General features: G+C 61.8%; 18 protein-coding genes. 10 read left to right on the top strand and 8 right to left on the bottom strand.

Annotation, left to right across the window (positions count from 1 at the left end; all coding sequences use genetic code 11):
• The first annotated feature begins 263 nt into the window (after nt 1-263).
• Nucleotides 264-1,970 (top strand): methyl-accepting chemotaxis protein, encoded by a 1,707-nt coding sequence (locus ASC97_RS26730; RefSeq protein WP_057471368.1) that lies wholly within the window; start codon nt 264-266, stop codon nt 1,968-1,970.
• A 43-nt stretch (nt 1,971-2,013) separates the two neighbouring features.
• Here ASC97_RS26730 and ASC97_RS26725 read toward each other — a convergent pair whose 3' ends face one another.
• Both ASC97_RS26725 and ASC97_RS26720 read right to left on the bottom strand, forming a co-directional pair.
• A complete protein-coding gene (locus ASC97_RS26725; protein ID WP_057471367.1) occupies nt 2,014-2,787 on the bottom strand; it encodes a cell wall hydrolase in 774 nt (257 codons plus the stop codon).
• A 178-nt stretch (nt 2,788-2,965) separates the two neighbouring features.
• Entirely contained in the window at nt 2,966-3,940 is a 975-nt protein-coding gene (locus tag ASC97_RS26720) for an alpha/beta fold hydrolase (RefSeq protein WP_057471366.1), read from the bottom strand.
• A gap of 446 nt (nt 3,941-4,386) precedes the next feature.
• On the opposite strand from ASC97_RS26720, the gene ASC97_RS26715 reads away from it, so the two are divergent.
• Nucleotides 4,387-4,854 (top strand): Hsp20 family protein, encoded by a 468-nt coding sequence (locus ASC97_RS26715; RefSeq protein ID WP_057471365.1) that lies wholly within the window; start codon nt 4,387-4,389, stop codon nt 4,852-4,854.
• An 84-nt stretch (nt 4,855-4,938) separates the two neighbouring features.
• Here ASC97_RS26715 and ASC97_RS26710 read toward each other — a convergent pair whose 3' ends face one another.
• On the bottom strand, nt 4,939-5,943 hold the full coding sequence (locus tag ASC97_RS26710; protein ID WP_057471364.1) for a bile acid:sodium symporter family protein: 1,005 nt from the start codon (nt 5,941-5,943) through the stop codon (nt 4,939-4,941).
• A 91-nt stretch (nt 5,944-6,034) separates the two neighbouring features.
• On the opposite strand from ASC97_RS26710, the gene ASC97_RS26705 reads away from it, so the two are divergent.
• Both ASC97_RS26705 and ASC97_RS35975 read left to right on the top strand, forming a co-directional pair.
• Nucleotides 6,035-6,889: a LysR family transcriptional regulator gene (locus ASC97_RS26705; RefSeq protein WP_057471549.1), complete on the top strand. Its 855-nt coding sequence runs from the start codon at nt 6,035-6,037 to the stop codon at nt 6,887-6,889.
• Nucleotides 6,890-7,047: 158 nt separating this feature from the next.
• Complete coding sequence (locus ASC97_RS35975) at nt 7,048-7,176, top strand: hypothetical protein (protein WP_274534178.1); 129 nt, start codon at nt 7,048-7,050, stop codon at nt 7,174-7,176.
• Here the strand turns inward: ASC97_RS35975 and ASC97_RS26700 are convergent.
• The gene (locus tag ASC97_RS26700; RefSeq protein ID WP_057471363.1) at nt 7,173-8,228 is read right to left on the bottom strand and encodes a threonine aldolase family protein; all 1,056 of its coding nucleotides are present in this window, start codon (nt 8,226-8,228) and stop codon (nt 7,173-7,175) included. The genes ASC97_RS35975 and ASC97_RS26700 overlap by 4 nt on opposite strands.
• A gap of 536 nt (nt 8,229-8,764) precedes the next feature.
• Between ASC97_RS26700 and gltB the strand changes: the two genes are divergently transcribed.
• The 4 genes from gltB to ASC97_RS26680 all read left to right on the top strand — a co-directional run bounded on the left by gltB (nt 8,765) and on the right by ASC97_RS26680 (nt 16,511).
• Nucleotides 8,765-13,489, top strand: coding sequence for a glutamate synthase large subunit (gene gltB, locus ASC97_RS26695; RefSeq protein WP_057471362.1), 4,725 nt, complete (start codon nt 8,765-8,767; stop codon nt 13,487-13,489).
• Nucleotides 13,490-13,714: 225 nt separating this feature from the next.
• Nucleotides 13,715-15,169: a glutamate synthase subunit beta gene (locus ASC97_RS26690; protein WP_057471361.1), complete on the top strand. Its 1,455-nt coding sequence runs from the start codon at nt 13,715-13,717 to the stop codon at nt 15,167-15,169.
• Nucleotides 15,170-15,290: 121 nt separating this feature from the next.
• Nucleotides 15,291-15,770 carry an HIT family protein gene (locus ASC97_RS26685; protein WP_057471548.1) on the top strand — a complete coding sequence of 160 codons (480 nt, stop codon included), beginning with the start codon at nt 15,291-15,293 and terminating at the stop codon, nt 15,768-15,770.
• Nucleotides 15,771-15,878: 108 nt separating this feature from the next.
• Nucleotides 15,879-16,511: a LysE family translocator gene (locus tag ASC97_RS26680; protein WP_057471360.1), complete on the top strand. Its 633-nt coding sequence runs from the start codon at nt 15,879-15,881 to the stop codon at nt 16,509-16,511.
• Nucleotides 16,512-16,581: 70 nt separating this feature from the next.
• Here ASC97_RS26680 and ASC97_RS26675 read toward each other — a convergent pair whose 3' ends face one another.
• Nucleotides 16,582-17,790 (bottom strand): SGNH/GDSL hydrolase family protein, encoded by a 1,209-nt coding sequence (locus tag ASC97_RS26675; RefSeq protein WP_057471359.1) that lies wholly within the window; start codon nt 17,788-17,790, stop codon nt 16,582-16,584.
• Nucleotides 17,791-17,889: 99 nt separating this feature from the next.
• Entirely contained in the window at nt 17,890-19,113 is a 1,224-nt protein-coding gene (locus ASC97_RS26670) for a lytic murein transglycosylase (RefSeq protein ID WP_057471358.1), read from the bottom strand.
• Nucleotides 19,114-19,313: 200 nt separating this feature from the next.
• Between ASC97_RS26670 and galU the strand changes: the two genes are divergently transcribed.
• Nucleotides 19,314-20,201, top strand: coding sequence for a UTP--glucose-1-phosphate uridylyltransferase GalU (galU, locus tag ASC97_RS26665; protein ID WP_057471357.1), 888 nt, complete (start codon nt 19,314-19,316; stop codon nt 20,199-20,201).
• Nucleotides 20,202-20,207: 6 nt separating this feature from the next.
• Here the strand turns inward: galU and ASC97_RS26660 are convergent, their stop codons facing one another.
• A complete protein-coding gene (locus ASC97_RS26660) occupies nt 20,208-21,731 on the bottom strand; it encodes an outer membrane beta-barrel protein (protein ID WP_057471356.1) in 1,524 nt (507 codons plus the stop codon).
• Between the two features lie 133 nt (nt 21,732-21,864).
• Here ASC97_RS26660 and ASC97_RS26655 point away from each other — a divergent pair, with 133 nt between their 5' ends.
• A complete protein-coding gene (locus ASC97_RS26655) occupies nt 21,865-22,860 on the top strand; it encodes a KpsF/GutQ family sugar-phosphate isomerase (RefSeq protein ID WP_057471355.1) in 996 nt (331 codons plus the stop codon).
• Here the strand turns inward: ASC97_RS26655 and ASC97_RS26650 are convergent, their stop codons facing one another.
• A complete protein-coding gene (locus tag ASC97_RS26650; RefSeq protein WP_057471354.1) occupies nt 22,861-23,316 on the bottom strand; it encodes an NfeD family protein in 456 nt (151 codons plus the stop codon). It abuts the gene before it with no gap.
• Nucleotides 23,317-23,319: the final 3 nt, after the last annotated feature.

Here is a 23,319-nt window from a genome sequence, read left to right as displayed (position 1 = left end):
AGTTCTCCTCTCGTTCGCTAGCACCGGCATGCCGCGTTGCAGAAGGCAGTTCGGCTTAGTCACATTACTCTCTCAAAGATTGAAAGTCTTAGCGTATAGATCCGCAATGATTGTTTGTTTCAACGATTTGCGGACATTCTTGCTCGCAAAAGAAGAGCGTTAACAGACATGTAACGTTTCGCTGCAAATCCTGCATAGGAGACTCAGCAAAGACACGCGGCGGATTATCGGCATCCCGCATTTTACGTAAAAGGCATCTCGAAATGCATATTTTACCTTTCACCGCCGGGGCTGATGCCAAGGCAGTTCTGGATGCCGTCAACCGCTCCCAGGCAGTCATCGAATTCGATCTCACGGGCAAGATTCTCTCGGCCAACCAGAATTTCTGCAGCGCCATGGGCTATAACCTTGGCGAGATCGTCGGCCGGCATCACCGCATGTTCGTCGATCCCGCCGAAGCGCGGAGCGAAGACTACCGCGCGTTCTGGGCGCGGCTGGCAGAAGGCAAATTCGATCGCAGGCAGTACAAGCGCATCGGCAAGGCCGGACGCGAGGTCTGGATCGAGGCATCCTACAATCCCGTGTTCAAGGGTTCGACACCGTACAAGGTCGTCAAGTTCGCGACCGATATCACCGAGAGCAAGCTCAAGAGCGCCGAAGATGCGGGAAAGCTCGACGCGCTGTCGCGTGCGCAAGCGACGATAGAATTCACCCCGGACGGCCACATTCTCACCGCCAACGCGAATTTCCTCGAGACGCTCGGCTATACGATCGAGGAGATCCGCGGCAAGCATCACTCGATGTTCTGCGATCGCGATTACGTGGACAGTACGGACTACACGGCGTTCTGGCGCAACCTCGGCGAAGGTCGTTTTGCAGCGGACGAGTTCATGCGTATCGGCAAGGGCGGACGGAAGGTCTTCATCCAGGCGTCCTACAACCCGATCGTCGACATGAACGGCAAGGTCTTCAAGGTCGTCAAGTTCGCAAGCGACGTGACCGAGCGCGTGCGTGCGGTGAACGAACTCGCGCAGGGCCTGCAGGCAATGGCCGAGGGTGACCTGGAGCAGGCGATCGATCAGCCGTTCATTGCAACGCTCGACAACCTGCGGACCGACTACAATGCATCGGCAGCCCGATTGCGCGCTGCGATGCAGGCCATTTCCAGGAACGCGACGCTGATCGCTTCAGGGACGCGGGACATTCGTATCGCTTCCGACGACCTGGCCAAGCGTTCGGAAACGCAGGCTGCTTCGGTCGAGGAAACTGCGTCTGCTGTCCTGGAGATCTCGACGACCGTGTCCGATTCAGCGCGACGCGCATCCGATGCGGGCCGCCTGGTTGCCGACACGTCGCGCAGCGCGCAGGAGTCGGCTGGCGTCGTTCGGCAAACGGTCGAGGCGATGTCCAAGATCGAGCAATCGTCCAGGCAAATTGCGGGCATCGTCGGGGTGATCGACGACATTGCTTTCCAGACCAACCTGCTGGCGCTCAATGCCGGCGTCGAAGCGGCGCGGGCAGGCGAGGCGGGCAAAGGTTTTGCGGTCGTCGCCCATGAGGTCCGGGAACTGGCGCAGCGCTCTGCCGGCGCGGCAAAGGAGATCAAGGCGCTGATCCGTGACTCCGAGAGTTCCGTGCGCGACGGCGTGGCGCTGGTGGGCAAGACGGGGTCAGCGCTCGAAGCGATCGCGGCGCAGGTGCTGCAGGTCCACGACAACGTCACCGGGATCGTGGAGGCTGCCAAGGAGCAGTCTTCCAGCCTTAACCAGATCAACGGCGCGGTGATGTCGATGGATCAGGATACGCAGCGCAACGCCGCGATGGTCGAGCAAACCGCCGCCGCCAGCCGACGACTTGCCTTGGAGGCGGAAGCGCTTTTCGAGCTTGTCGGGCAATTCAAGGTTGGCGGGGTCAAAGTTGGTGAGGTCGAGAACGACCGCGGTGCGGTTGGCCTGGCGAAGGTCGCCTGACGGTATCAGCCTTTGACATGCGCCCGCAGGCGCAGGTTTCCGGCTATCCTCCTGCCAGGTCGAAGCCCGCTCTCATCCCGGCGCTATCGAGCGCCGGACGAGGCAAGGGTACCGCCACGGTCGCCGGCAGCTCGAAGCCGGTGTCCATGACTGCATCGGGCAGGGGCATCGGGGTGGGAATGGGGACGGCGGCCGGAATGAGCAGCTCGAACTGCGCCGACGAGGCGCTGTGGGCCGGCAGGTAGTTCATCGCGACTTCGTAGGCGGGCAGCGGCGACGGTGTTTGAAGCGCTCCGTCCGCTCCGCGCTTCTCGTAGAATGCGTTGCCACCCGCCACGGCAACATAGTGCATGTTGTCATAGGGAAACTTCAGGCCGTCGGTGTGGAAGAACATCGCTTCCTTGACTTCGGGGTTGCGTTCCCCGTGCAGAATGGCGTCGGCGGCGAGGTCGAGATCGGATTGCGCCTCCTCCTTCACCTCTCGTGTCATCACACCCGGCGCAAATTGCCGTTCCTGCGCGACGACACCGCAAATCGAGTCGGGATAGGCTCCGGAGGTCAGCCTGTTCATGATGACCGTTCCGACGGCCATGTAGCCATCGTGGCTTGAACGCTCGGACTCGAAATACATGGCGCGCTTCAGACAAGAGCGGTCTTCGGAGGTATAATTGTAGGTAACCTTTGCCGGTTCAATCCGCTTCGTGGAATGCGTGGCCGAGGCAGGCGTTGACTTGGGCGCAGTTGTGCAGCCCGCAGTCGCCAAGCCGACGAATAGGATCCCTGAAAGGGATCTTCCCAAGACGTTTCGCGCCCTCAACGCCAGGTGCCTCCTATGTGATTAGTGCAGCCCTTATCGATCAGTGGCGACGTTTTACATGAGATTCCCGAGAAATTCAAACGCATAGCGTTCAAAAACCGCGCGCTACGCCGGCGATGGCCCCTGAAGCCCTCGTGCGAGGGCAGTAGCACGCTTCGGGCAGGCCCGAAGCGTGCGTTCAGGTGCCGAAGCCTTCGACCGCCTCGGCTGCTTCCGCATCGCTGCCGGGGATGAAGGCATGGAAGGCGGCAAGCGCCGCCTTGCGATAGACGTCGCGCTCCTGCAGCACTTCATGGCGGGCGCCGTTGATCGGCACCAGCTGGCCGGCACGGAAGTAGCGCGACAGTCGCTCCTGAGCGATATACGGCACGATCGTGTCGCGCGTCGGGGCGATGACAACAGTCGGAATGGTGATCGAGAACAGGTGGTTGGGCGAGGTGACGCGGTCGATCGTAATGAAGGATTCGAGCAGCCAGCGCGCTGTCGGCAGGCCGAGCAACAGATCGGGGTAAGCGGCGGAAATCGCCTGGTTGCGTTCGAAGCGAACTTCATCGGAGGTCAGCGGATTGTCCGTGAACGGCATGTCCCTGAGCTTGCGGGCAAGTGGAAACGAGCCGAGCCCGAGTGAACAGGCAATGGTCGCCAGGCGCCTGATCGTACCTGAAGATGCCGCCTGGCCTGAAAGGCCGATGAACGGTGCCGTCAATACCATGCGTTCGATGCGGCTCGAAAGATACGGTGCTGCCGACAGCGCAATGAGCGCACCGGTGGAATGCGCAAGGATGTAGAACGGCAGGCGGGTATCGGGCAGGACGATCTTTTCGAGGAAGGTGTCGAGGTCGTGCTCGTAATCGACGAATCGCCGAACATGACCATAGTGGCGCGTCTTGAGAAGACGAGCCGAATTGCCCTGACCGCGCAGATCGAACGTCGCGACCCAGAGACCCTTGTCCGTCAGATCGCGGATCGTTTCGTAGTACTTCTCGATATATTCGTTGCGCCCATGCAGCAGGACGACGGTGCCCTTGGCGACCGAAGCGCTCGACCGAAAAACCGCATAACGCAGCTGCAGTCCGTCATGCGTCTCGAAGAAGCCTTCCGTCCGGTTTTCCGGAATAGGATTGCCCGGTGTCGAAAAAAGGACCTGGTCCATGGCAGCTCGATCGCGTCCTTCGTGCATGTTCGGATAGCCAGTAAAGCGGATAGGCGATTGCAGTGTCAAATCAAGAAAAAAGCAGCGTTCTGACATGGAAGAAAAAGAAGCCGGCATGCGAAACCCGAGGTTGCGCGATGCCGGCCGGAGGTCGGGCTGAAGACGAAGGGACGATACACTTCAGCCATCGGGCCAGTGCGATCCGATGACCACATTGATATCCGAACGCTCCTGAACGCATGCCGAACCGAGCGTTCATATGCGGTTCACGCCACGTGGTGTGCGTTCCAGGGGCGGGTGCTTCGAAGGGGTCTTGAACTCCGCAAGACGCGTCACCATCTCATTTCTGCGGACGCCAAACGGGTCCGCGGAACCGTTCCGGAGCTGCCTGAGCAGGGGCTTGCGGGGCAAATTATCGCAACACGTCGCTTCCCATGGAGGACATCATGCGTCACGTAGACTTCTCTCCCCTTTATCGTTCCACGGTCGGTTTCGACCGCCTCTTCACCATGCTCGACAGCCTCGGTCAGCCGGACCAGGGGCAGACGTATCCGCCCTACAACATCGAGCGCACCGGTGAGAACACCTATCGCATCACCATGGCCGTCGCCGGTTTCGACGAGACCGAAATCTCGATCGAGGCGCAGGCCCACGCTCTCACCGTCAAGGGTGAAAAGGGCGACGATCATGCGGAAGGCAGCGAATATCTCTATCGCGGCATTGCCAAGCGCACCTTCGAGCGGCGCTTCCAGCTTGCCGACCATGTCGAGGTGACCGCTGCGTCCCTGAAGAACGGACTGCTTCACATCGACCTTCTGCGCAGCATTCCCGAAGCCATGAAGCCGCGCAAGATCGCGATCGCCGCAGAGCCGGTGAGCGCGCCGAAGGCGATCGAGGCTCAGGTCACCAACTAACCTATCCCTCCCAGGATGAGGCAAGGCGGGCGGCGCTCCACGGGGGCGCCGCCTTTATTCTGTGCGCTGCTCGGCCGGGGCCGATCAGGCCGGGCTGGCCGCTTCTTCGATTTCCGCCTCGGTGGCCTGCCGGCGGGCGGCGGCTGCATATTTCTGGGCGATGACGGCGCAAACCATCAACTGGATCTGATGGAAAAGCATCAGCGGCAGGACGATCGCGCCGATCGACTGGCCAGCAAAGATGACATTGGCCATCGGCACGCCGCTTGCGAGGCTCTTCTTCGAGCCGCAAAAGGTGATGGTGATCTCATCTGCCTTGTTGAAGCCGAGCCAACGGCTGCCGTACATGGTGGCGCAGAGAACGATGGCGAGAAGCAGCATATCGGCGACGATGACGACCGCGATATCGGCGAGCGAGAAGGTGTGCCACAGCCCCTCGACGACGGCCTTGCTGAAAGCGAGATAGACGACCATCAGGATCGATCCGCGGTCGACCGGCATCAACAGCTTCTTCCTGGTGCGGATCCAACTGCCGATCCAGGGCTGCAGGACCTGGCCGACGATGAACGGCAGGAGCAGCTGGATACAGATCTGCAGAAACGCATCCCAGGAAAATCCGCCGTGGCCGCCGACCGAAAACAGCAGTCCGACAAGCAGCGGTGTCAGGAACATGCCGAAGATATTGGAGGCCGAGGCCGAGCAGATGGCCGCCGGCACGTTGCCTCCGGCCATCGAGGTGAAGGCGATCGAGGACTGCACCGTCGAGGGCAGGACGCAGAGAAAGAGAATGCCGAGATAGAGCGGGTGCGGCAGGATCGTCTCCGGCAGGAAGCCGAGGCCCATGCCGAGCAGCGGGAAGACGCCGAAGGTCGTGAGCAGGATCACCAGGTGCAGACGCCAGTGCAGCAGGCCCGCAATCACCACATCGCGCGAGAGACGCGCGCCGTGCAGGAAGAAGAGCAATGCGATTGCGCAATCCGTCGCGATGCCGAAGTAGCCCGCAAAGGTGCCGCTGGCCGGCAGCAGCGACGCGAGGATGACCGTGCCGACGAGCAGGATGGTGAAGGTATCGGGCAGAAAACGGCGCATTTGCTTTACTCGGGTCGGGATGGATCAATCCTGTTTCTTCCATTACAATACAGGATGCAAGGAATAACAGTTATCACGAAATGAGATGACGATGCTCGACCTGACCCAATTGCGCAGTTTCGTCGCCGTCGAGCAGATGGGGAGCTTCACGCTGGCCGCCGAAAGACTGGGTCTCGGCCAGTCGACCGTCAGCCAGCACATCCAGCGCCTGGAGGCGGCGATCGGTCGCCGTCTGCTCGCGCGCGACACCCACAAGGTCGTGCTGACCACGGATGGCGAGGCGCTGCTGTCGCACGCCCGCGCGATGTTGTCGATCGAAGGGCAGGTGCAGTCGCTCTTCAGGGGGCACAGCCTGCGCGGCAATCTGCGGCTCGGCGTCTCCGAGGATTTCGTGACCAGCCAGCTTCCGGCCGTGCTCGAGGATTTCGTCCGGTCGCATCCGTCCGTCGATCTCGAACTGACGGTGGCCCTGTCAGGCACGCTCTATGAGATGCAGGACAGCGGCGAGATCGATCTGGTGCTCGCCAAGCGGCGTTTGGGAGATGCGCGTGGACGGCTTGTCTATCGCGAGCCGCTGGTCTGGCTGGCGCGCGATCCGGACCACATCCTGAGTGGCGGACCGTTGCCGCTGATTGCCTTTCCGCCGCCGAGCGTGACGCGCAGCATCGCGCTCGAAGCGCTGGGGCGCCATCAGATTGCATGGCGGATCGTCTGCACCTGCGGGAGCCTCAGCGGTCTGACCGCAGCCGCCCGCGCCGGCATGGGCGTGCTGGTGCAGCCGCGCAGCATGGCGCCCTCGGGATTGAGGGAGATCGGCAAGGGGAAGCTGCCGGTACTGGAGGATGTCGAATTCGTGCTGGTGCCGCGCAAAGGGGCGGATCAAGCGCTGGTTTCGGCACTATCCGAGGATATTCTGGCGAAGGTCAGGAGCCTCCGCTCGAATTGAGAGCCAGCCGCCCATCACGTTCGAACAGCGTGCGGTTAACGCTTTTCGCGGCATTTTAAGCATCTCTCAACCCTGAAACTTAGGTATCTGGTCAGGTTCAGGGCCTAGCTTGCCCATGCCGTCTGGTCGACGTTCGGGGCAACAAGGAGAACGGACCGATGATTTACGGAGCACTCTTCATATCCGGGCTGGTTGCCTGTGTGATGCTCATCGCAGTGGCCGCTCACGACGCGAAAACGACGGACAACGGTGCACCGCCGTCCGCCGTCATCGTGCATCAGAACTAGCTCTGGGCCGCAAGGCAGTCCAGGAACCGGTCCACATCCGCCTCGGTCGTGGCAAAGCTCGTCACGAGGCGGATCAGGGCTTCATCGGCGCCCACCAGTTCGGGCGTTTCGGACGGCACCGGCCATTCGTAAAACTTCGCGCCCCTGTCGTCAGCAATGTTGGCCGCCGTCTTCTTGACGATGGCGAAGACTTCGTTTGCCGTGGTTGCCCACGCCAAGCGCGCGGTGTTGCTCGCTTCGATGCCGGCCCGCAACCGGTCTGCCGTGGCGTTGGCGTGGCTGGCCAGATCGAGCCAGAGATTGTCTTCGAAATAACCGTCAAACTGTGCCGCGATGAAGCGCGACTTCGAGAAGAGCTGCGCCGCGCGCTTGCGGATGAAAGGCATCTCTCTCGCCTGATCCGGATTGAAGAAGACAATCGCCTCGGCACACCAGCAGCCGTTCTTCGTGCCTCCAAAGGAGAGAATGTCGATGCCGCGCTTCCACGTCATCTCGGCGGGCGTGGCGTCCAGCGCCACGAGGGCATTTGCAAAGCGTGCGCCGTCCATGTGCAGCGGCAGGTTTCTCCTGCCGGCAATTGCGGCGATCGCGTCGATTTCGGCCAGGGAATAGACGGTGCCGACCTCGGTTGCCTGTGTGATCGTGACGGCCGTCGCGCGACCATGCTGCACGGCGTCTTCCGGAAAGGCAGCGATCCGTTTCGCAAGCCTCGAGGGGTCGATCTTGCCGGTTTCTCCGGGAACGGGCATGAGGCGCGCACCGCTGAAGAAATCGGGCGCGCCGCCTTCGTCTTCGATCACGTGCGCGCCTGCATGGCAGAAGGTGATGCCGCCCGGACGCTGGACGCTGGCGAGACCGAGCGAATTGGCGGCCGTGCCGGTGCCGACGAAGAAGACCGCGACGTCGCGTTCGAAGACTTCGGCGAAGCGGGCCTCGACGCGGCGATCGAGATCGCTGGCTCCGTAGGCAGCCGCAAAACCTGTGGATTCCTTGAGCAGGCGTTCGGCAATGGCAGGATGGGCGCCAGCCCAGTTATCGGATGCAAAGAACATGGAAAAACCGTGTGGAAATGTGTGTGGAAATGGTGTGCGTGCGGGACACTAAGCCAAAGTTTCACCCGATCAAGCGTCTGCGTTCGAACCCATCACGGAAATTGAATTCCGCAATCAATATACAAAATGATACGCGACTGCGTAATTAAATTTCGCGGTTTCGGTCGGTTTGGCAATCTTCCGTCGTTAATTGACGATTTTTTAATCCGTCGCTCTTGCGAAAGTTCGGTCTTTCTGGCATAGAACCATTGAATTAGGACAGGGTTGCTGTCCTATTTTGGCCGCTATGGCCGAAGAGGCGCCAAAAAACCTTACACTCGTTGGGTTTCACGCTATAGTTCACCGAGCGCGGGCGAAAGCTCCCGCAGGGAACGCATGGCAGGCGCGGAGCGCAACGGTTGCTTTCCCCGGAAAGCCTGCCGCCGGCGACCGGATCTTCGACAATGCAACAGCGCTGTCACGCGCCGAACCTAACATAGGGGGCGGTGTGCGACGAAGAGCCGCCCGCGGTCGCGGGCTCAGACAGGAGGAAAAAGATGACGAAGAACACGCCATCCACGGGTATCGACCAGTTCGCAGCAGCAGATGCGCGCGCGACGGCCAATGCACGTAAATTCGCCTCCGGTCTGCCGCGAAAACAAGGCCTCTATGATCCGCGCAATGAACACGACGCCTGCGGCGTTGGCTTTGTCGCGCATATGAAGGGTCAGAAGTCTCACCAGATCGTCAAGGACGGCCTGTTCATTCTCGAAAACCTGACGCATCGCGGCGCCGTCGGCGCCGATCCGCTGATGGGTGACGGCGCGGGCATTCTCGTGCAGATTCCCGACCGCTTCTTCCGCGAGGAAATGGCCAAGCAGGGCATTACCCTGCCGAAGGCCGGCGAGTACGGCATGGGCCATATCTTCATGCCGCGCGACGAGAAGCAGATCGAGCACTTCAAGAAGGTGATCAAGGACGTCATCACCGAGGAAGGCCAGGTCTTTATCGGCTTCCGCGATGTGCCCGTTGACAATTCCTCGCTTTCCAAGGCGCCCGACATCGCCGCCACCGAGCCGCACCACGTGCAGGTCTTCATCGGTGCAGGCGAAGATGCCGCGACGAACGACGAGTTCGAACGCCGCCTGTTCACGCTGCGCAAGGTGATCTCAAACCGCATCTACGACGAGTTCGATGGTGAGGAGAGCAACTTCTATCCGGTCTCGCTGTCGTCGGCGACCGTCGTCTACAAGGGGATGTTCCTCGCCTACCAGGTCGGAGCCTATTACAAGGACCTGTCTGACCCGCGTTTCGAAAGCGCGGTCGCCCTCGTGCACCAGCGCTTCTCCACCAACACCTTCCCGTCGTGGAAGCTTGCCCATCCGTATCGCATGGTCGCCCACAACGGCGAAATCAACACGCTGCGTTCGAACGTCAACTGGATGGCGGCACGCCAGGCTTCGGTGTCCTCGCCGCTGTTCGGCGACGATATCTCCAAGCTCTGGCCGATCTCCTACGAAGGCCAGTCGGACACGGCCTGTTTCGATAACGCGCTCGAATTCCTCGTGCGCGGCGGCTACTCCATGGCGCATGCCGTGATGATGCTGATCCCGGAAGCCTGGGCCGGCAACCAGTCGATGACCGCCGAGCGCAAGGCGTTCTACGAATATCATGCCGCTCTGATGGAGCCGTGGGACGGGCCGGCGGCTGTTGCCTTTACCGACGGCAAGCAGATCGGCGCGACGCTCGACCGCAACGGCCTGCGTCCGGCCCGCTATCTCGTCACCAACGACGACCGTGTGATCCTCGCGTCGGAAGCCGGCACGCTGCCGGTTCCCGAAGAGAGCATCGTTCAGAAGTGGCGCCTGCAGCCGGGCAAGATGCTGCTGATCGATATGGAAAAGGGCCGCATCGTTTCCGACGAGGAAGTGAAGTCCGAGCTCGCGACCAAGCACCCCTATCGCAACTGGCTGAACCGCACGCAGTTGATCCTCGAAGACCTGAAGCCTGTCGAGCCCCGCGCGCTTCGCCGCGACGTGTCGCTGCTGAACCGCCAGCAGGCATTCGGCTACACCACCGAGGACACCAAAATCCTGATGTCGCCGATGGCGACGACCGGTCAGGAAGCGATCGGCTCGATGGGCACGGATACGCCGATCTCGGCGATGTCCGAGAAGTCGAAGCTGCTCTACACCTATTTCAAACAGAACTTCGCGCAGGTCACCAACCCGCCGATCGACCCCATCCGCGAAGAGCTGGTCATGAGCCTGGTGTCCTTCATCGGACCACGGCCGAACATCCTCGACCACGAAGGTGCTGCAAACGCAAAGCGCCTGGAAGTGCGCCAGCCGATCCTGACCAATGGCGATCTCGAGAAGATCCGCTCCATCGGCCATACGGAAGATCGTTTCGACACCAAGACGCTCGATTTCACCTATGATGTCGAGCGTGGCGCCGGAGGCATGCCCGAAATGCTCGACCGCCTCTGCGAGCGGGCGGAAGCGGCCGTCAAGGGCGGCTACAACATCATCGTGCTTTCCGACCGCCAGGTCGGGCCGGACCGCATCGCGATCCCGGCGCTGCTGGCGACGGCTGCCGTGCACCATCACCTGATCCGCAAGGGGCTCCGCACCTCGGTCGGGCTGGTCGTCGAAACCGGCGAGCCGCGCGAAGTGCATCATTTCTGCCTGCTCGCAGGCTATGGCGCCGAAGCGATCAACCCCTACCTTGCCTTCGACACGCTGCTCGACATGCATGCCAAGGGCGAATTCCCCAAGGAAGTGGACGCCACCGAAGTCGTCTACCGCTACATCAAGGCGGTCGGAAAGGGCATCCTCAAGGTCATGTCGAAGATGGGCATCTCGACCTACCAGTCCTATTGCGGCGGCCAGATCTTCGACGCAATCGGCCTGCAGCAGACGCTGGTCGACAAGTACTTCTTCGGCACCGCGACGATGATCGAAGGTGTCGGCCTCGAAGCGATCGCCGAGGAAACCGTAGCCCGCCACACGTCGGCCTTCGGCAAGGATCCGCTGCTCGCCACGACGCTCGATATCGGCGGTGAATATGCATACCGCATGCGCGGCGAAAGCCACGCCTGGACGCCGGATGCGGTCGCGACGCTCCAGCATGCCGTTCGCGGCAATGCCGAGGATCGCTACCGCGAGTTTGCCGAGATGGTGAATACGTCGGCGCTGCGCATGAACACGATCCGCGGCCTGTTCAACGTCAAGAGCGCCGAACAGCTGGGCCGCACACCGGTCTCGGTCGACGACGTCGAGCCGGCGATCGATATCGTCAAGCGCTTCTCGACCGGCGCCATGTCGTTCGGCTCGATCAGCCGCGAGGCGCACACGACGCTTGCGATCGCCATGAACCAGATCGGCGGCAAGTCCAACACCGGTGAGGGCGGCGAGGAATCCGACCGCTACATGCCGCTTTCGGACGGCTCATCGAACCCGGAACGCTCGGCGATCAAGCAGATCGCGTCGGGACGCTTCGGCGTGACGACCGAGTATCTCGTCAACGCCGACATGCTGCAGATCAAGGTCGCGCAGGGCGCAAAGCCCGGCGAAGGCGGTCAGCTGCCCGGCCACAAGGTCGATGCGACCGTCGCCAAGACCCGTCACTCAACGCCGGGCGTCGGCCTGATTTCGCCGCCGCCACATCACGACATCTACTCGATCGAGGATCTGGCACAGCTGATCTACGACCTGAAGAACGTCAACCCGGCGGCGGATGTCTCGGTGAAGCTCGTCTCGGAAGTCGGCGTCGGCACGGTTGCCGCCGGCGTCGCCAAGGCGCGCGCCGACCACATCACCGTCTCCGGCTTCGACGGCGGTACCGGCGCATCGCCGCTTACCTCGCTGAAGCATGCCGGCAGCCCGTGGGAAATCGGCCTTGCGGAAACCCAGCAGACACTGGTGCTGAACGGGCTTCGCTCGCGCGTCGCCCTGCAGGTCGACGGCGGCCTGAAGACCGGCCGCGACGTCATCATCGGTGCCCTTCTCGGTGCCGACGAGTTCGGCTTTGCGACCGCGCCGCTGATTGCCGCCGGCTGCATCATGATGCGCAAGTGCCATCTCAACACCTGTCCGGTAGGGGTTGCGACGCAGGACCCGGTTCTGCGCAAGCGCTTCAAGGGCACGCCGGAGCACGTCGTCAACTACTTCTTCTTCGTCGCCAACGAAGTGCGCGAAATCCTGGCCTCCCTCGGCTTCACCAAGCTCGATGACATCATCGGCGCTTCCGAGCTCCTGGAGAAGGACGAGATGCTCTCGCACTGGAAGGCCAAGGGGCTCGACTTCAGCCGGATCTTCCACAAGGTCGATGCCGACAAGGAAGAGACCTACTGGACGATGCGGCAGAAGCACCCGATCGACGACATCCTCGACCGCAAGCTGATCGAGCAGGCGCAGCCCGCACTGACATCGAAGACACCTGTCGCCTTCGAAGTCGATATCAAGAACGTCGACCGTTCGGCTGGCGCGATGCTGTCCGGCGAAGTGGCCAAGCGGTACAATCATCGCGGCCTGAAGGAGGACACGATCAGCGTGACGCTCAGGGGCACGGCGGGCCAGTCGTTCGGCGCGTTCCTGGCACGCGGCATCACCTTCAACCTGATCGGCGACGGCAACGACTATGTCGGCAAGGGACTGTCGGGCGGCAAGATCATCGTCCGCCCGCCAGAGAACTCGAAGATCCTCGCGGAAGACTCGATCATCGTCGGCAACACCGTTCTCTACGGTGCGACCGAGGGCGAGTGCTATTTCCGCGGTATCGCGGGCGAGCGCTTCGCGGTCCGCAACTCCGGCGCCATCGCCATCGTAGAGGGCGTGGGCGACCACGGCTGCGAATACATGACGGGCGGCGTGGTGGTCGTGCTTGGCGAAACGGGCCGCAACTTCGCAGCCGGCATGTCCGGCGGCGTGGCCTACGTTCTCGACGAAAGCGGCGATTTCGCCAAGCGCTGCAACATGGCCATGGTCGAGCTCGAGCCGGTTCCGGAGGAGGACGACATGCTGGAAAAGCTGCATCATCACGGCGGCGACCTCATGCACAAGGGACGCGTCGACGTTTCCGGCGACATGACCCGCCACGACGAGGAGCGCCTCTACCAGCTGATCTCCAACCACCTGCATTACACGGGATCCACCCGCGCCAAGCAGATTCTGGACAACTGGATCGACTACCGTCCGAAATTCCGCAAGGTCATGCCGGTCGAGTACCGCCGTGCGCTGGAGGAAATGGAGCGGAGCCGGATGGGGATCGCCGCCGAGTAAAATGTGCCGACACATCCGTCACAAGCGAGCGCGCATGTGATGGGTGACCGAAATATCTCGATGACCATGACGATCGCGTCGACGGCAAGATGCCGTCCCCAGTCGCATGATGCTTTTCAGGGGATATGGTCCAATGACGGTCAATCAACTTGCCCCGGATACCGGGACTGACAATAGACAACTGGCTGCGGTGAGGCGGTCATGAGTGTAAGGGAAGACAGCAGTATGGGTAAGGTAACAGGGTTTCTGGAAATCGACCGGCAGGTAGCGAAGTATCAGCCGGCCTCGGATCGCATCCGTCATTTCCGCGAATTCACGATCCCGATGTCGGACCCGGAAGTGCAGAAACAGGCCGCGCGCTGCATGGACTGTGGCATCCCTTATTGCCATGGTCCGACCGGCTGCCCTGTGCACAACCAGATCCCCGACTGGAACGACCTCGTCTACAACAACAACTGGGAAGCGGCGATCCAGAACCTGCATTCCACCAACAACTTCCCGGAGTTCACCGGCCGAGTCTGCCCTGCGCCTTGCGAGGAAGCCTGCACGCTGAACCTGGAGGATGCGCCGGTCGCGATCAAGACGGTCGAACAGGCGATCGCCGACAAGGCCTACGAGCTCGGCTTCATTCGCCCGCAGCCGGCAACGGTCCACACCGGCAAGAAGGTGGCGGTGATCGGTTCCGGCCCGGCCGGGATGGCGGCTGCGCAGCAACTCGGCCGCGCGGGTCACGACGTCCATGTCTACGAACGCGAGAGCAAGCCGGGCGGCCTGCTGCGCTACGGCATTCCCGACTTCAAGATGGAGAAGAACTTCATCGACCGCCGTGTCGAACAGATGAGCGGCGAGGGCGTTACCTTCCATTGCGGCGTCAACGTCGGCGTCGACCTGAAGGTCGAGCAGCTGCTCGCCGACCATGATGCTGTGCTTTACTGCGGCGGTTCCGAAACGCCGCGCGAAGCGGGCATTCCCGGCATCGAGCTTGCCGGCGTCCACGACGCGATGCCCTACCTCGTCCAGCAGAACAAGCGCGTCGGCCGCGAAAACATCGACAGCGTCGGCTGGGCTTCCGATCCGATCCTCGCCGGCGCCAAGCATGTGGTCGTCGTCGGCGGCGGCGATACGGCGTCCGACTGCGTCGGCACGGCGTTCCGCCAGGGTGCCGTGAAGGTCACGCAGCTCGACATCCGCCCGCAACCGCCGGAAAAGGAAGACAAGCTCGCCGTCTGGCCGTTCTGGGCAACGAAGATGCGCACCTCCTCCTCGCAGGCTGAAGGTGCCGTGCGCGAGTTCCAGGTCGCGACGCTCGAATTCGTCGGCGAAGACGGCGTGCTGACGGGGGTCAAGTGCTGCGAAGTCGACGAACGCCGCAAGCCTATCGCCGGCACGGAGTTCATCATCAAGGCCGACCTCGCCTTCATCGCCATCGGCTTCAGCGGCCCGTTTACCGGCAGCGTTCTGAAGGAACTCGACGGCAAGCTGACGCTCAACACCGACCGCCGCGGCTCGACCAACGTCGTTGCCAACGACAAGGACTACAAGACCTCGATCGACAAGTTCTGGACGGCCGGCGACGTGCGCCGCGGCCAGTCGCTGGTCGTCTGGGCGATCCGCGAAGGCCGACAGGCGGCGCGCGCCATCGACGAAGCCCTGATGGGCTCAACGGTTCTGCCGCGATAAGCGCCGGGATTGATCAATGAGCTCGGGACGGCGCTATGCGGTTCCGAGCTTTTTTGCGCAGCGAAACACCCGACCGTTGCCGCGATGACCGGTGATCGAGACAACAAGACGAGGCGATTCCCTGGAAATTCCTCAGCAGTTCCATGTATGCGAAACTGTCGGCTGGCTTGTAAATCATCGCGTGAACTCGGCACTCCCCGGCTACCTGATGGTTGGCTCCAAACGGTTCAGCACCGATTTGTCGGAGCTGTCGGAGGAGGCCCTGGCTGAACTAGGTCCGTTGCTGGCGAAGGCTCAGCACGCCTTGACCCACACGTTGAATGCGCAACGTGTCTATATCGGACGCTACGGGCATTCTCCGGGCTACCCAATCCATTTCCACGTGATACCCATTTACGATTGGGTGGAGGAGCTTTTCTGGCGGGACAGCCGATATCGGGCGCTGCAGAATTTTGCGGAGCCGGGCGACAAAGACGAAACCGATGGTGCCGAACTGACGCTTTTCGTTTGGCGTGAATTTTGTGAGCGGGCAGAACCGCCACCGGTCAAGGCACCATCCGTTCCCCGCGCGATCAAATTGTTGCGCGCGGCGATGGGCTGACTGTGTGTTCTGCGTCCACCAGATCCTCATGGCAAAGTGCAGCACAACCATCTAGGCTTCTCCATGCGCCGCTGGCTGATCCTGCCGGGGCGTAAGGGGGAATACGCGATGCCATCAACCGAGCTATTGATCACGTTTTTCATCACGACGGCTCTCTTCGCGTACATTCCTGGCCCCGCGATGCTTTACGCGGCGGCTCAGACTCTGGCGCGCGGCCGGCGAGCGGGGCTGATGGCAACGCTTGGGATTCATTTGGGCTGCTACGTGCACGTGACCGCTGCTGCGGCAGGCCTGTCGATTATCTTCCATGCGGTACCGGTGCTCTACACGGCAGTCAAGCTGATAGGCGCCGGCTATCTGGTCTGGCTCGGCATTTCGTTGTTCCGCGCAAAGGCGCAAGGGGAACCCGCTCTTGCCGCAGCGGACCCGAAGTCGGAACGGCGCGCGTTTTTTGAAAGCATTTCCATCGAGGTGCTTAACCCAAAGACCGCGATCTTCTTCCTGGCGTTCCTGCCGCAGTTCATCGATCCGTCAGGCGGCTTTCCGGTCTGGTTGCAGTTCGTTTTTCTTGGAACGATCGTCAACGTGATTTTCTCGTCCGCCGACTTAGTTTGCGTGATGCTGGCCGGTGCTGTCGTCTCAAGGCTTCGGCAATCCACCTCCACTCAGCGTCTTGTCCAACGTGCGGGTGGCACGATGCTGGTCGGCCTGGGAGCTCACCTCGTGCTGCAAAGAAGCTAGCGTCCGCACGGTTGATCCGCCTCGCGCTTCGCACTCGTGCGCCTGACATTCGCGCCAGATCCTCGGAGTTTCATTTCGCCGAGACTTCGGCCGCGGACTTCTTGGCCGGTATGCGATAATCATCGACGCGGCCGGCCGGCGGAGGGGCCATCTCGCCGTCCTGGACGAGTTTGTCGCGCGGCGACTTGCCGGTGCTGACGGGCAGCGCCGCGCCACCGAGGAGAGCCATTCCGCCGTCGAGGTTGGGATCGGAAAGGCTGATCGGATCGGTGTGGTCGGCGGGGTTCGACGACAGGTCGAGGCTCGGCATGCTGCTGTCGAGACGGACGAGGTCCGGGCTTGCCTGCGTGCCCAGGATGCGCCGGGCAGGCTTTTCGACGTAGAAGGCAAGCTTGCGGCGTCCCGCCTCGGTGAGGTTGATGCCGTCGGACGTTCGCAATCGCACCTGCTGGCCGTTGATGTCGGAGCCGGTGATGATGAAGTCGCCGTTTTCGCTGACGAAGCCGTCCCATACGTCGACGAATTCGCCGCCGATGCTTTCGACCTGCTTGCGGTAAAGGAGGTTCATCTGGACCGCGTCGGCGGTCATGCCAGGTGAATCGAAGGCCGGCAATCCGACCCAGAGAAGCGGGATCTTGCGGCTGGTGACATCCTTGCCGAAGTTCATCACCCTGCGCTGGTATTCGGCGTACCAGCCGTCGGTTCGAAACTTCTCCTTGCCGCCGTCAGTCACCATCTGCTGGCGGTCGTTGGCGCCGAGCATGACCACCACCATGGCGGGCTTTGCCTCGTCCATGAATTTGGTGAGCTGTACCGGCCAATTGTAGTAGTCGTCGCGAACCAGGCCGGAGGCGACGTTGCTGTGCGTCTCGATGAGGATGCCGGGCGAGTCCTGAAATGCCGCTTCCATTCCAACACCGAGCCCGCCGGCCAGGAAGTCTCCGACGACCAGGATCTTCTGGGCGTTGTCGAGCTTCTGAACGACTTTCTCCTCGGGCGCGATCACCGGTGCGGCGCGGGGAGCTGCAACCACAGCCTTCGGCGGCGCCTTCTTCTTTCGCGGAATGACCCGGGGTGCCGGGGCATACTCGTTGGGAGCGGGCGGATATTGGTCGACGTAACGGCGGCCGAAGAAGAAATCGAGGATGGATCGGCGCTGGTAGTAGCGCTCCTGGGCTTCTGCAACATTCACGGGAGGCAGCGCGCCTGATGAAAACACCAGCGCGGCAGCGCAGAGGGCGCCCCAGCGGGCCGTGCCCCGTTTTACTCGTTTACGCATCGTCAGCAGCCTCGCATCTGCCGGTATTTTCTCATGGAGCGGGACATGCGTCCACACCCCAATACGCATGGCGCCACTCTATAGCACTATTTGATAGCACTATTTGCGAAGTGCATTCAGCAGCGGCAACGATGGTTCGCCGTCCGCCTGCATGCCGATTCTGCCCTGAACCACAGCGATGGCGGCCTTTGATCCGCTGCCGAAGTTGCCATCGACTTCGCCGTCATAGTAGCCGAGTGCTTTCAGCCGGGTCTGAAGCTCGAACTTCTCCTTGACGTCGAGCACACCATCCGGCCGGGGCCAGCGCTGTTTCATGCCGCCGTAGCCGGCGATCTCGTCGGCGAGCAGCCCGACGGCAATGGCGTAGCTGTCCGATGCATTGTACTTCTTGATGGTGAAGAAGTTGGCGGTCATGAGGAAGCCGGGGCCGCTCGCGCCGGCCGGCATCTTCAGGACGGCCTTGCTGCCGCCGTCCTTGAAGCCTTTGCCGCTTGGCCGGGTCACGCCGAGGGCCGCCCATTGCGACAGCGTGTGGGTCTTGCCCACCTGCTTCAGGGCGCCCTGCGGGACCGCCACTTCGTATCCCCAGGTCTTGCCGGCATCCCAGCCGTTCTTCATCAGCAGATTGGCCGACGTCGCCAGGGCATCGGGCACGGAATTCCAGATGTCGCGGTGGCCGTTGTTGTCGGCATCGACGGCGTAAAGCAGATAGCTCGTCGGTATGAACTGCGTATGGCCCATGGCGCCCGCCCAGGAACCGGTCATGCCGTCAGGTGAGATGTCACCGTTCTGAAGGATTTTCAGCGCCGCGATCAGCTGCTTCTTGGCAAATTTGGCGCGGCGCTCGTCGGCGTAGGCAAGCGTTGCCAGCGCGCGCGGCACGTAGTGCAGCCTGTCGTCCTTGTCGAGAACTGCGCCGTAATTGGATTCCATCGACCAGATGGCGAGGAGAATCGTTTTGTCGACGCCGAAGTGGCGCTCGATCGCGTTGAGCGTGGCGGCGTGCTTGGCGGCCATTTTGCGGCCGATCTGGACCGTGTAGGGATTTACACGAGAATCGATATAGTCCCAAATTTTCGTTGTAAATTCAGGCTGATAGGCCGCCTTTTCGAGCACCGTCGGGTCTGGATCCGTCACGCCGGAAAAGGCTTTGCTATAGGTTGCCTTGCTGATGCCACTTTGAGCGGCTGTTTGATAAAAGTCCGCGATCCATTTCTGGAACCGCTGATCGGCTTTCGCGTTAAGGGGAGCCAGACCGGCGGACGCGGTCACGATGAGTGCTAGAGCAAGACCACGAAGGGAGTTTCTGTGATTTTGAGTCATCGGCGGTCATCCGTCCTTTCGTTTCAGGCGCAGCAGAACACGAAGTTCCGCTCAGGCCCGAGACTACCCGAACGGAGTCAACAAATTCTTTACCATGACGGACGAACACAGTCACCATTTGCAAAACGGTAGCAAATCTCATCTAGTCCAATCAAAAATGCCTTTTATTTCAAGCGATGAAATCATCGCAGGAGGATTGTGTGGCAGAGCATAAAAAAGTTCGCAAAGCTGTATTCCCGGTCGCCGGCCTCGGCACCCGCTTTCTCCCGGCCACGAAAGCCGTTCCGAAGGAGATGCTGACGGTCGTCGACAAGCCGATTATCCAGTACGTCGTCGACGAAGCGCTGGAAGCCGGTATCGAGCATTTCGTCTTCGTCACCGGCCGTAACAAGCACATCATCGAAGACTATTTCGATATTCACTTCGAACTCGAACAGACGCTGCGCGAGCGCAGCAAGAAGGCAGAGATCACTCTGCTTGCCGGCCAGCTTCCCAAGGCCGGCACGGTCAGCTTTACCCGACAACAGGAACCGCTCGGCCTCGGCCACGCGGTGTGGTGCGCCCGCGAGATCGTCGGCAGCGAGCCTTTCGCCCTGCTGCTTCCCGACATGATCATGAAGAGCGACACGAAAGGCTGCATGAAGGGCATGATCGACCTTTATGCCCAGAGCGGCGGCAACATCGTTGCGGTCGAAGAGTGCGCGCCCGATCAGGCCCACAAATACGGTATCGTCGGCGTTGGCGAAGCCATCGGCGACGGTTTCCATATCACCGACATGGTCGAAAAGCCTGCCAAGGGAACCGCGCCGTCGAACTACTTCATCAACGGTCGCTATATCCTGCAGCCGGAGATCTTCAAGATCCTGGAAACCCAGGAACGCGGTGCCGGCAACGAAATCCAGCTGACCGATGGCATGCTGAAGCTGCTCAGGGACCAGGATTTTGCGGGCTATCACTTCCGCGGCACGACGTATGACTGCGGTGCCAAGGATGGCTTCATTCTCGCCAACGTAGCGTTTGCGCTGGAGCGTGCGGACATCCGTCCCACTGTCGAGGAAGGCTTCAAGGCGCTGCTGAAGACCCTCTGATCGAGGCTAGCGCTTCAATTTGAGACCAACGCCGGCTCGCCATTGCTGCGAGTCGGTGCCCGTCTTGCGGGACGTCAGTTCGTATCCGAGCGTGCTCGTCAGGTCGAGATAGCGGTTGATGTTCCAGGTCAGGCCGGCGCTCGTGGTGTAGACCGTCTCGTCGCTTATCCCCGACGGATAGTCGCGCAGCGTGATACCACCCAGGAAAGTTCCGACCAGATTGTCGCGCAGCTGATGCGTGACGGCTGTCGTCAACGCATGCGAGACGTAACCCGAGTCGCCTGCATTGGTAGACGGCTGAATGCTGGTCTGGATGCCGAAGTCGACATCCGTTCCGCGGAGTGGCGACCAGAGCAGCCGGACATCGACCACCGCCGTGTCGATATCGGCAAGGCGATCGTCGTCGAAGGTGGCGGTTTCGTAGCCGAGCCCGATTTCGCCACGAAGCTTCTCTCCCATGTCCACTTCGACCCCGGCAATGGCGCCATAGGACTGGCCCGAGCGGCGATAGCCGGCACGGTCCACGGTGTCGTCATAGTGGGTCTTCCCGATATTCGCCTCGATGAAGGGAACGAGGGCAGGCGACAGCTCGTAGCCGATGCGGCCGCGAAGCGTGCCGCTCGTCTGGTTGCGGTCGCTGAGCGAAACCGTCGTACCGTCGGAAAGCGTTGCATCCGAGTAGAGGGTCCGCGTCACATCGATGCCGGTCCTGCCGCGCAGTATACCGAAATCGCGCTCGATCGAGCCGCCGGCCGTGAATTCCTGCACGTCAGACTGCTTGTCCGCGTTCTGGATGGCATTCGGATCGTCCGTGTCTTCGCGATAGAAACGATAGCCGCCGAGGATGCGGGCGGTGGTATCCTCCGGCAGGTCGAGCCGCAGATCGCCACCTATCCGGAACTCCGGCTGCTCCTCGCCTTCGCCGCTGACGTTCTGCTGCCAGGCACCCTGCGTCGTCACGACGAGCTGATGCAGGGCCCAGTCGGATGTCAGCGTCGCCAGCATGTCGGTTTCGAGGAACGCTCGGGTCTCCTTGGTGCCGCCATCCCGCTGCGTTTCGGTGTTTATGCTCTGCGTCACGGTGGGGCGCAGAACGAAGGTGCCTATGGGAATACCTGGCGTTTCCTCGGTCGCTAGGTTCGGCTCCAGCCGGCGGTTCGATCGGAGGTCGAGCGGGGCCTCGCGCGTGTTCAGGCGCAGCATGTCTTCATCGAGAATCGCGCCTGTGGTCTCGTCGCTCGGCGGCAGATCGGCAGATATCGGTTGTCGATCGGCAGACGGTGCCTGTCTTGGCGCAGCGTCGACGGGTTCCAGCGGCGATGCCGGCTCTTGCGGCTGCGCGCCGGCGTTGTCGCCGCTTTCACTTGCGGAGGCGGACGCTGGCGTGGCGGCACGATCTGTCGCACGCAGCTGTGCGGATTGCGCGAGCGAATGAGAAGGCACAAGCGTCAAGCCTGACAGAACCGAGCACACGGCAAGGCCCGCCGCGCAGAGCGGCGTCAGACTGCTCGTGTATTTCCATTGGCCCATCTGTCCGCGCCCGGCATGCTTCGAAGTGTTACCCGAACGTAAAGCCTCGTGGTTAACCATTCGTTGCCAAGGCGCATTCTGAAGCTGCGACGAGGCAATGGACTTGACCGCCGAAAACCGCTAACGCATTGGCATGATCAGAAGAGCGGAAAATCTCATCGAAAATGGGGTGGTCGACTCGGCCAAGCGCACGATCGGAACCGAGAGGCAGGCTCTCGAGGCTCTGGAGAAGGCGTTGGACGGCCCTCTTGCCGAACCCTTTGCGCGGGCGGTCGCGGTCGCGGGTGCCATTTCGGGGCGGGTGATCGTCACCGGTGTCGGCAAGAGCGGTCATATCGGCGTGAAGATCGCCGCGACGCTGGCCTCGACAGGGACGCCGGCCTTCTTCATGCACGCCGCCGAGGCCAATCACGGCGATCTCGGCATGGTCGGCAGGGGCGATGTGGTGCTTGCTCTTTCGAAGGGCGGCGAAAGTGCCGAGCTTCGCAACATCATCGTCTATACGCGGCGTTTTTCCATTCCCCTGATTGCACTGACCTCCTCGGAAAAATCCTCGCTTGCCTCTGCCTCGGATGTGGTTCTGCTGATGCCGAACGTCGTGGAGGCATGTCCGCACGGCCTGGCGCCGACGACGTCGACGTTGATGCAGCTTGCCATGGGCGATGCGCTGGCGATTGCGTTGCTCGAAGCCCGCGGCTTCACGGCGCGCGATTTTCACGTTTTCCATCCGGGCGGAAAATTGGGCGCGAGCCTCAGCCACGTCGCCGACATCATGCACACCGGTGAACGCGTGCCGCTGGCGCCGCAGGGTACGCCGCTGTCGGAGGCGATCTCGACGCTTTCGCGCAAGCATTTCGGCTGCGTCGGTATCGTCGACGGAGAGGGGCGGCTGTGCGGGATCGTCACCGAAGGCGATCTGGCGCGCAATCTGACGCGCAATCTCTCGGAACTGGCAGTCGACGACATCATGACGCGGACGCCGAAGACAGTGAAACCGACGGTGCTTGCGACCGCCGCCCTGGCGCTGCTCAACGAGCACAGCATCGGTGCACTGATCGTCGTCGACGACGACAACCGGCCGATCGGGCTCATTCATTTCCACGATCTGCTCAGGATCGGCGTCGCCTGATCAGGCCTCTTCGACCGTCAGGTCGCGGCCGTTGCTCGCGACGACCTTCACCCGTGCGCCCACCGGTAGATCGGGGCCGCTGACGCGCCACTGCGTATCGTCCAGGCGGATGCGGCCGCGTCCCTCGTGGATGGGTTCGGCAAGCGTTGCGGTGCGGCCGACGAGGCTGGCGCCGCGCTGGTTCAGGAAGGGTTCGTCTGTGGTGTCGTGGCGGCGGGTCAATCGCCGGCCGATGAAGGTGGCTGCGACGGCAAGCGCGGCAAACAGGATCGCCTGCACCTGCCACAGCCAGAAGGTCTCGTTCCAGAACAGCAGCGAGAGCACGCCCACGGCAAGCGCCGCAAGGCCGATCCAGACCAGGAAGAAGCCGGGGGCAATCATTTCGGCCGCAAGCAGCACCAGTCCGGCGATCCACCAGCTCCAGGGTCCGAGCTCCGCGACTATGGCGGCGATCATCGC

The sequence above is a fragment of the Rhizobium sp. Root1203 genome (assembly GCF_001424945.1).
Lineage (GTDB): Bacteria > Pseudomonadota > Alphaproteobacteria > Rhizobiales > Rhizobiaceae > Rhizobium.
This window is presented reverse-complemented; position numbering and strand designations above follow the sequence as displayed.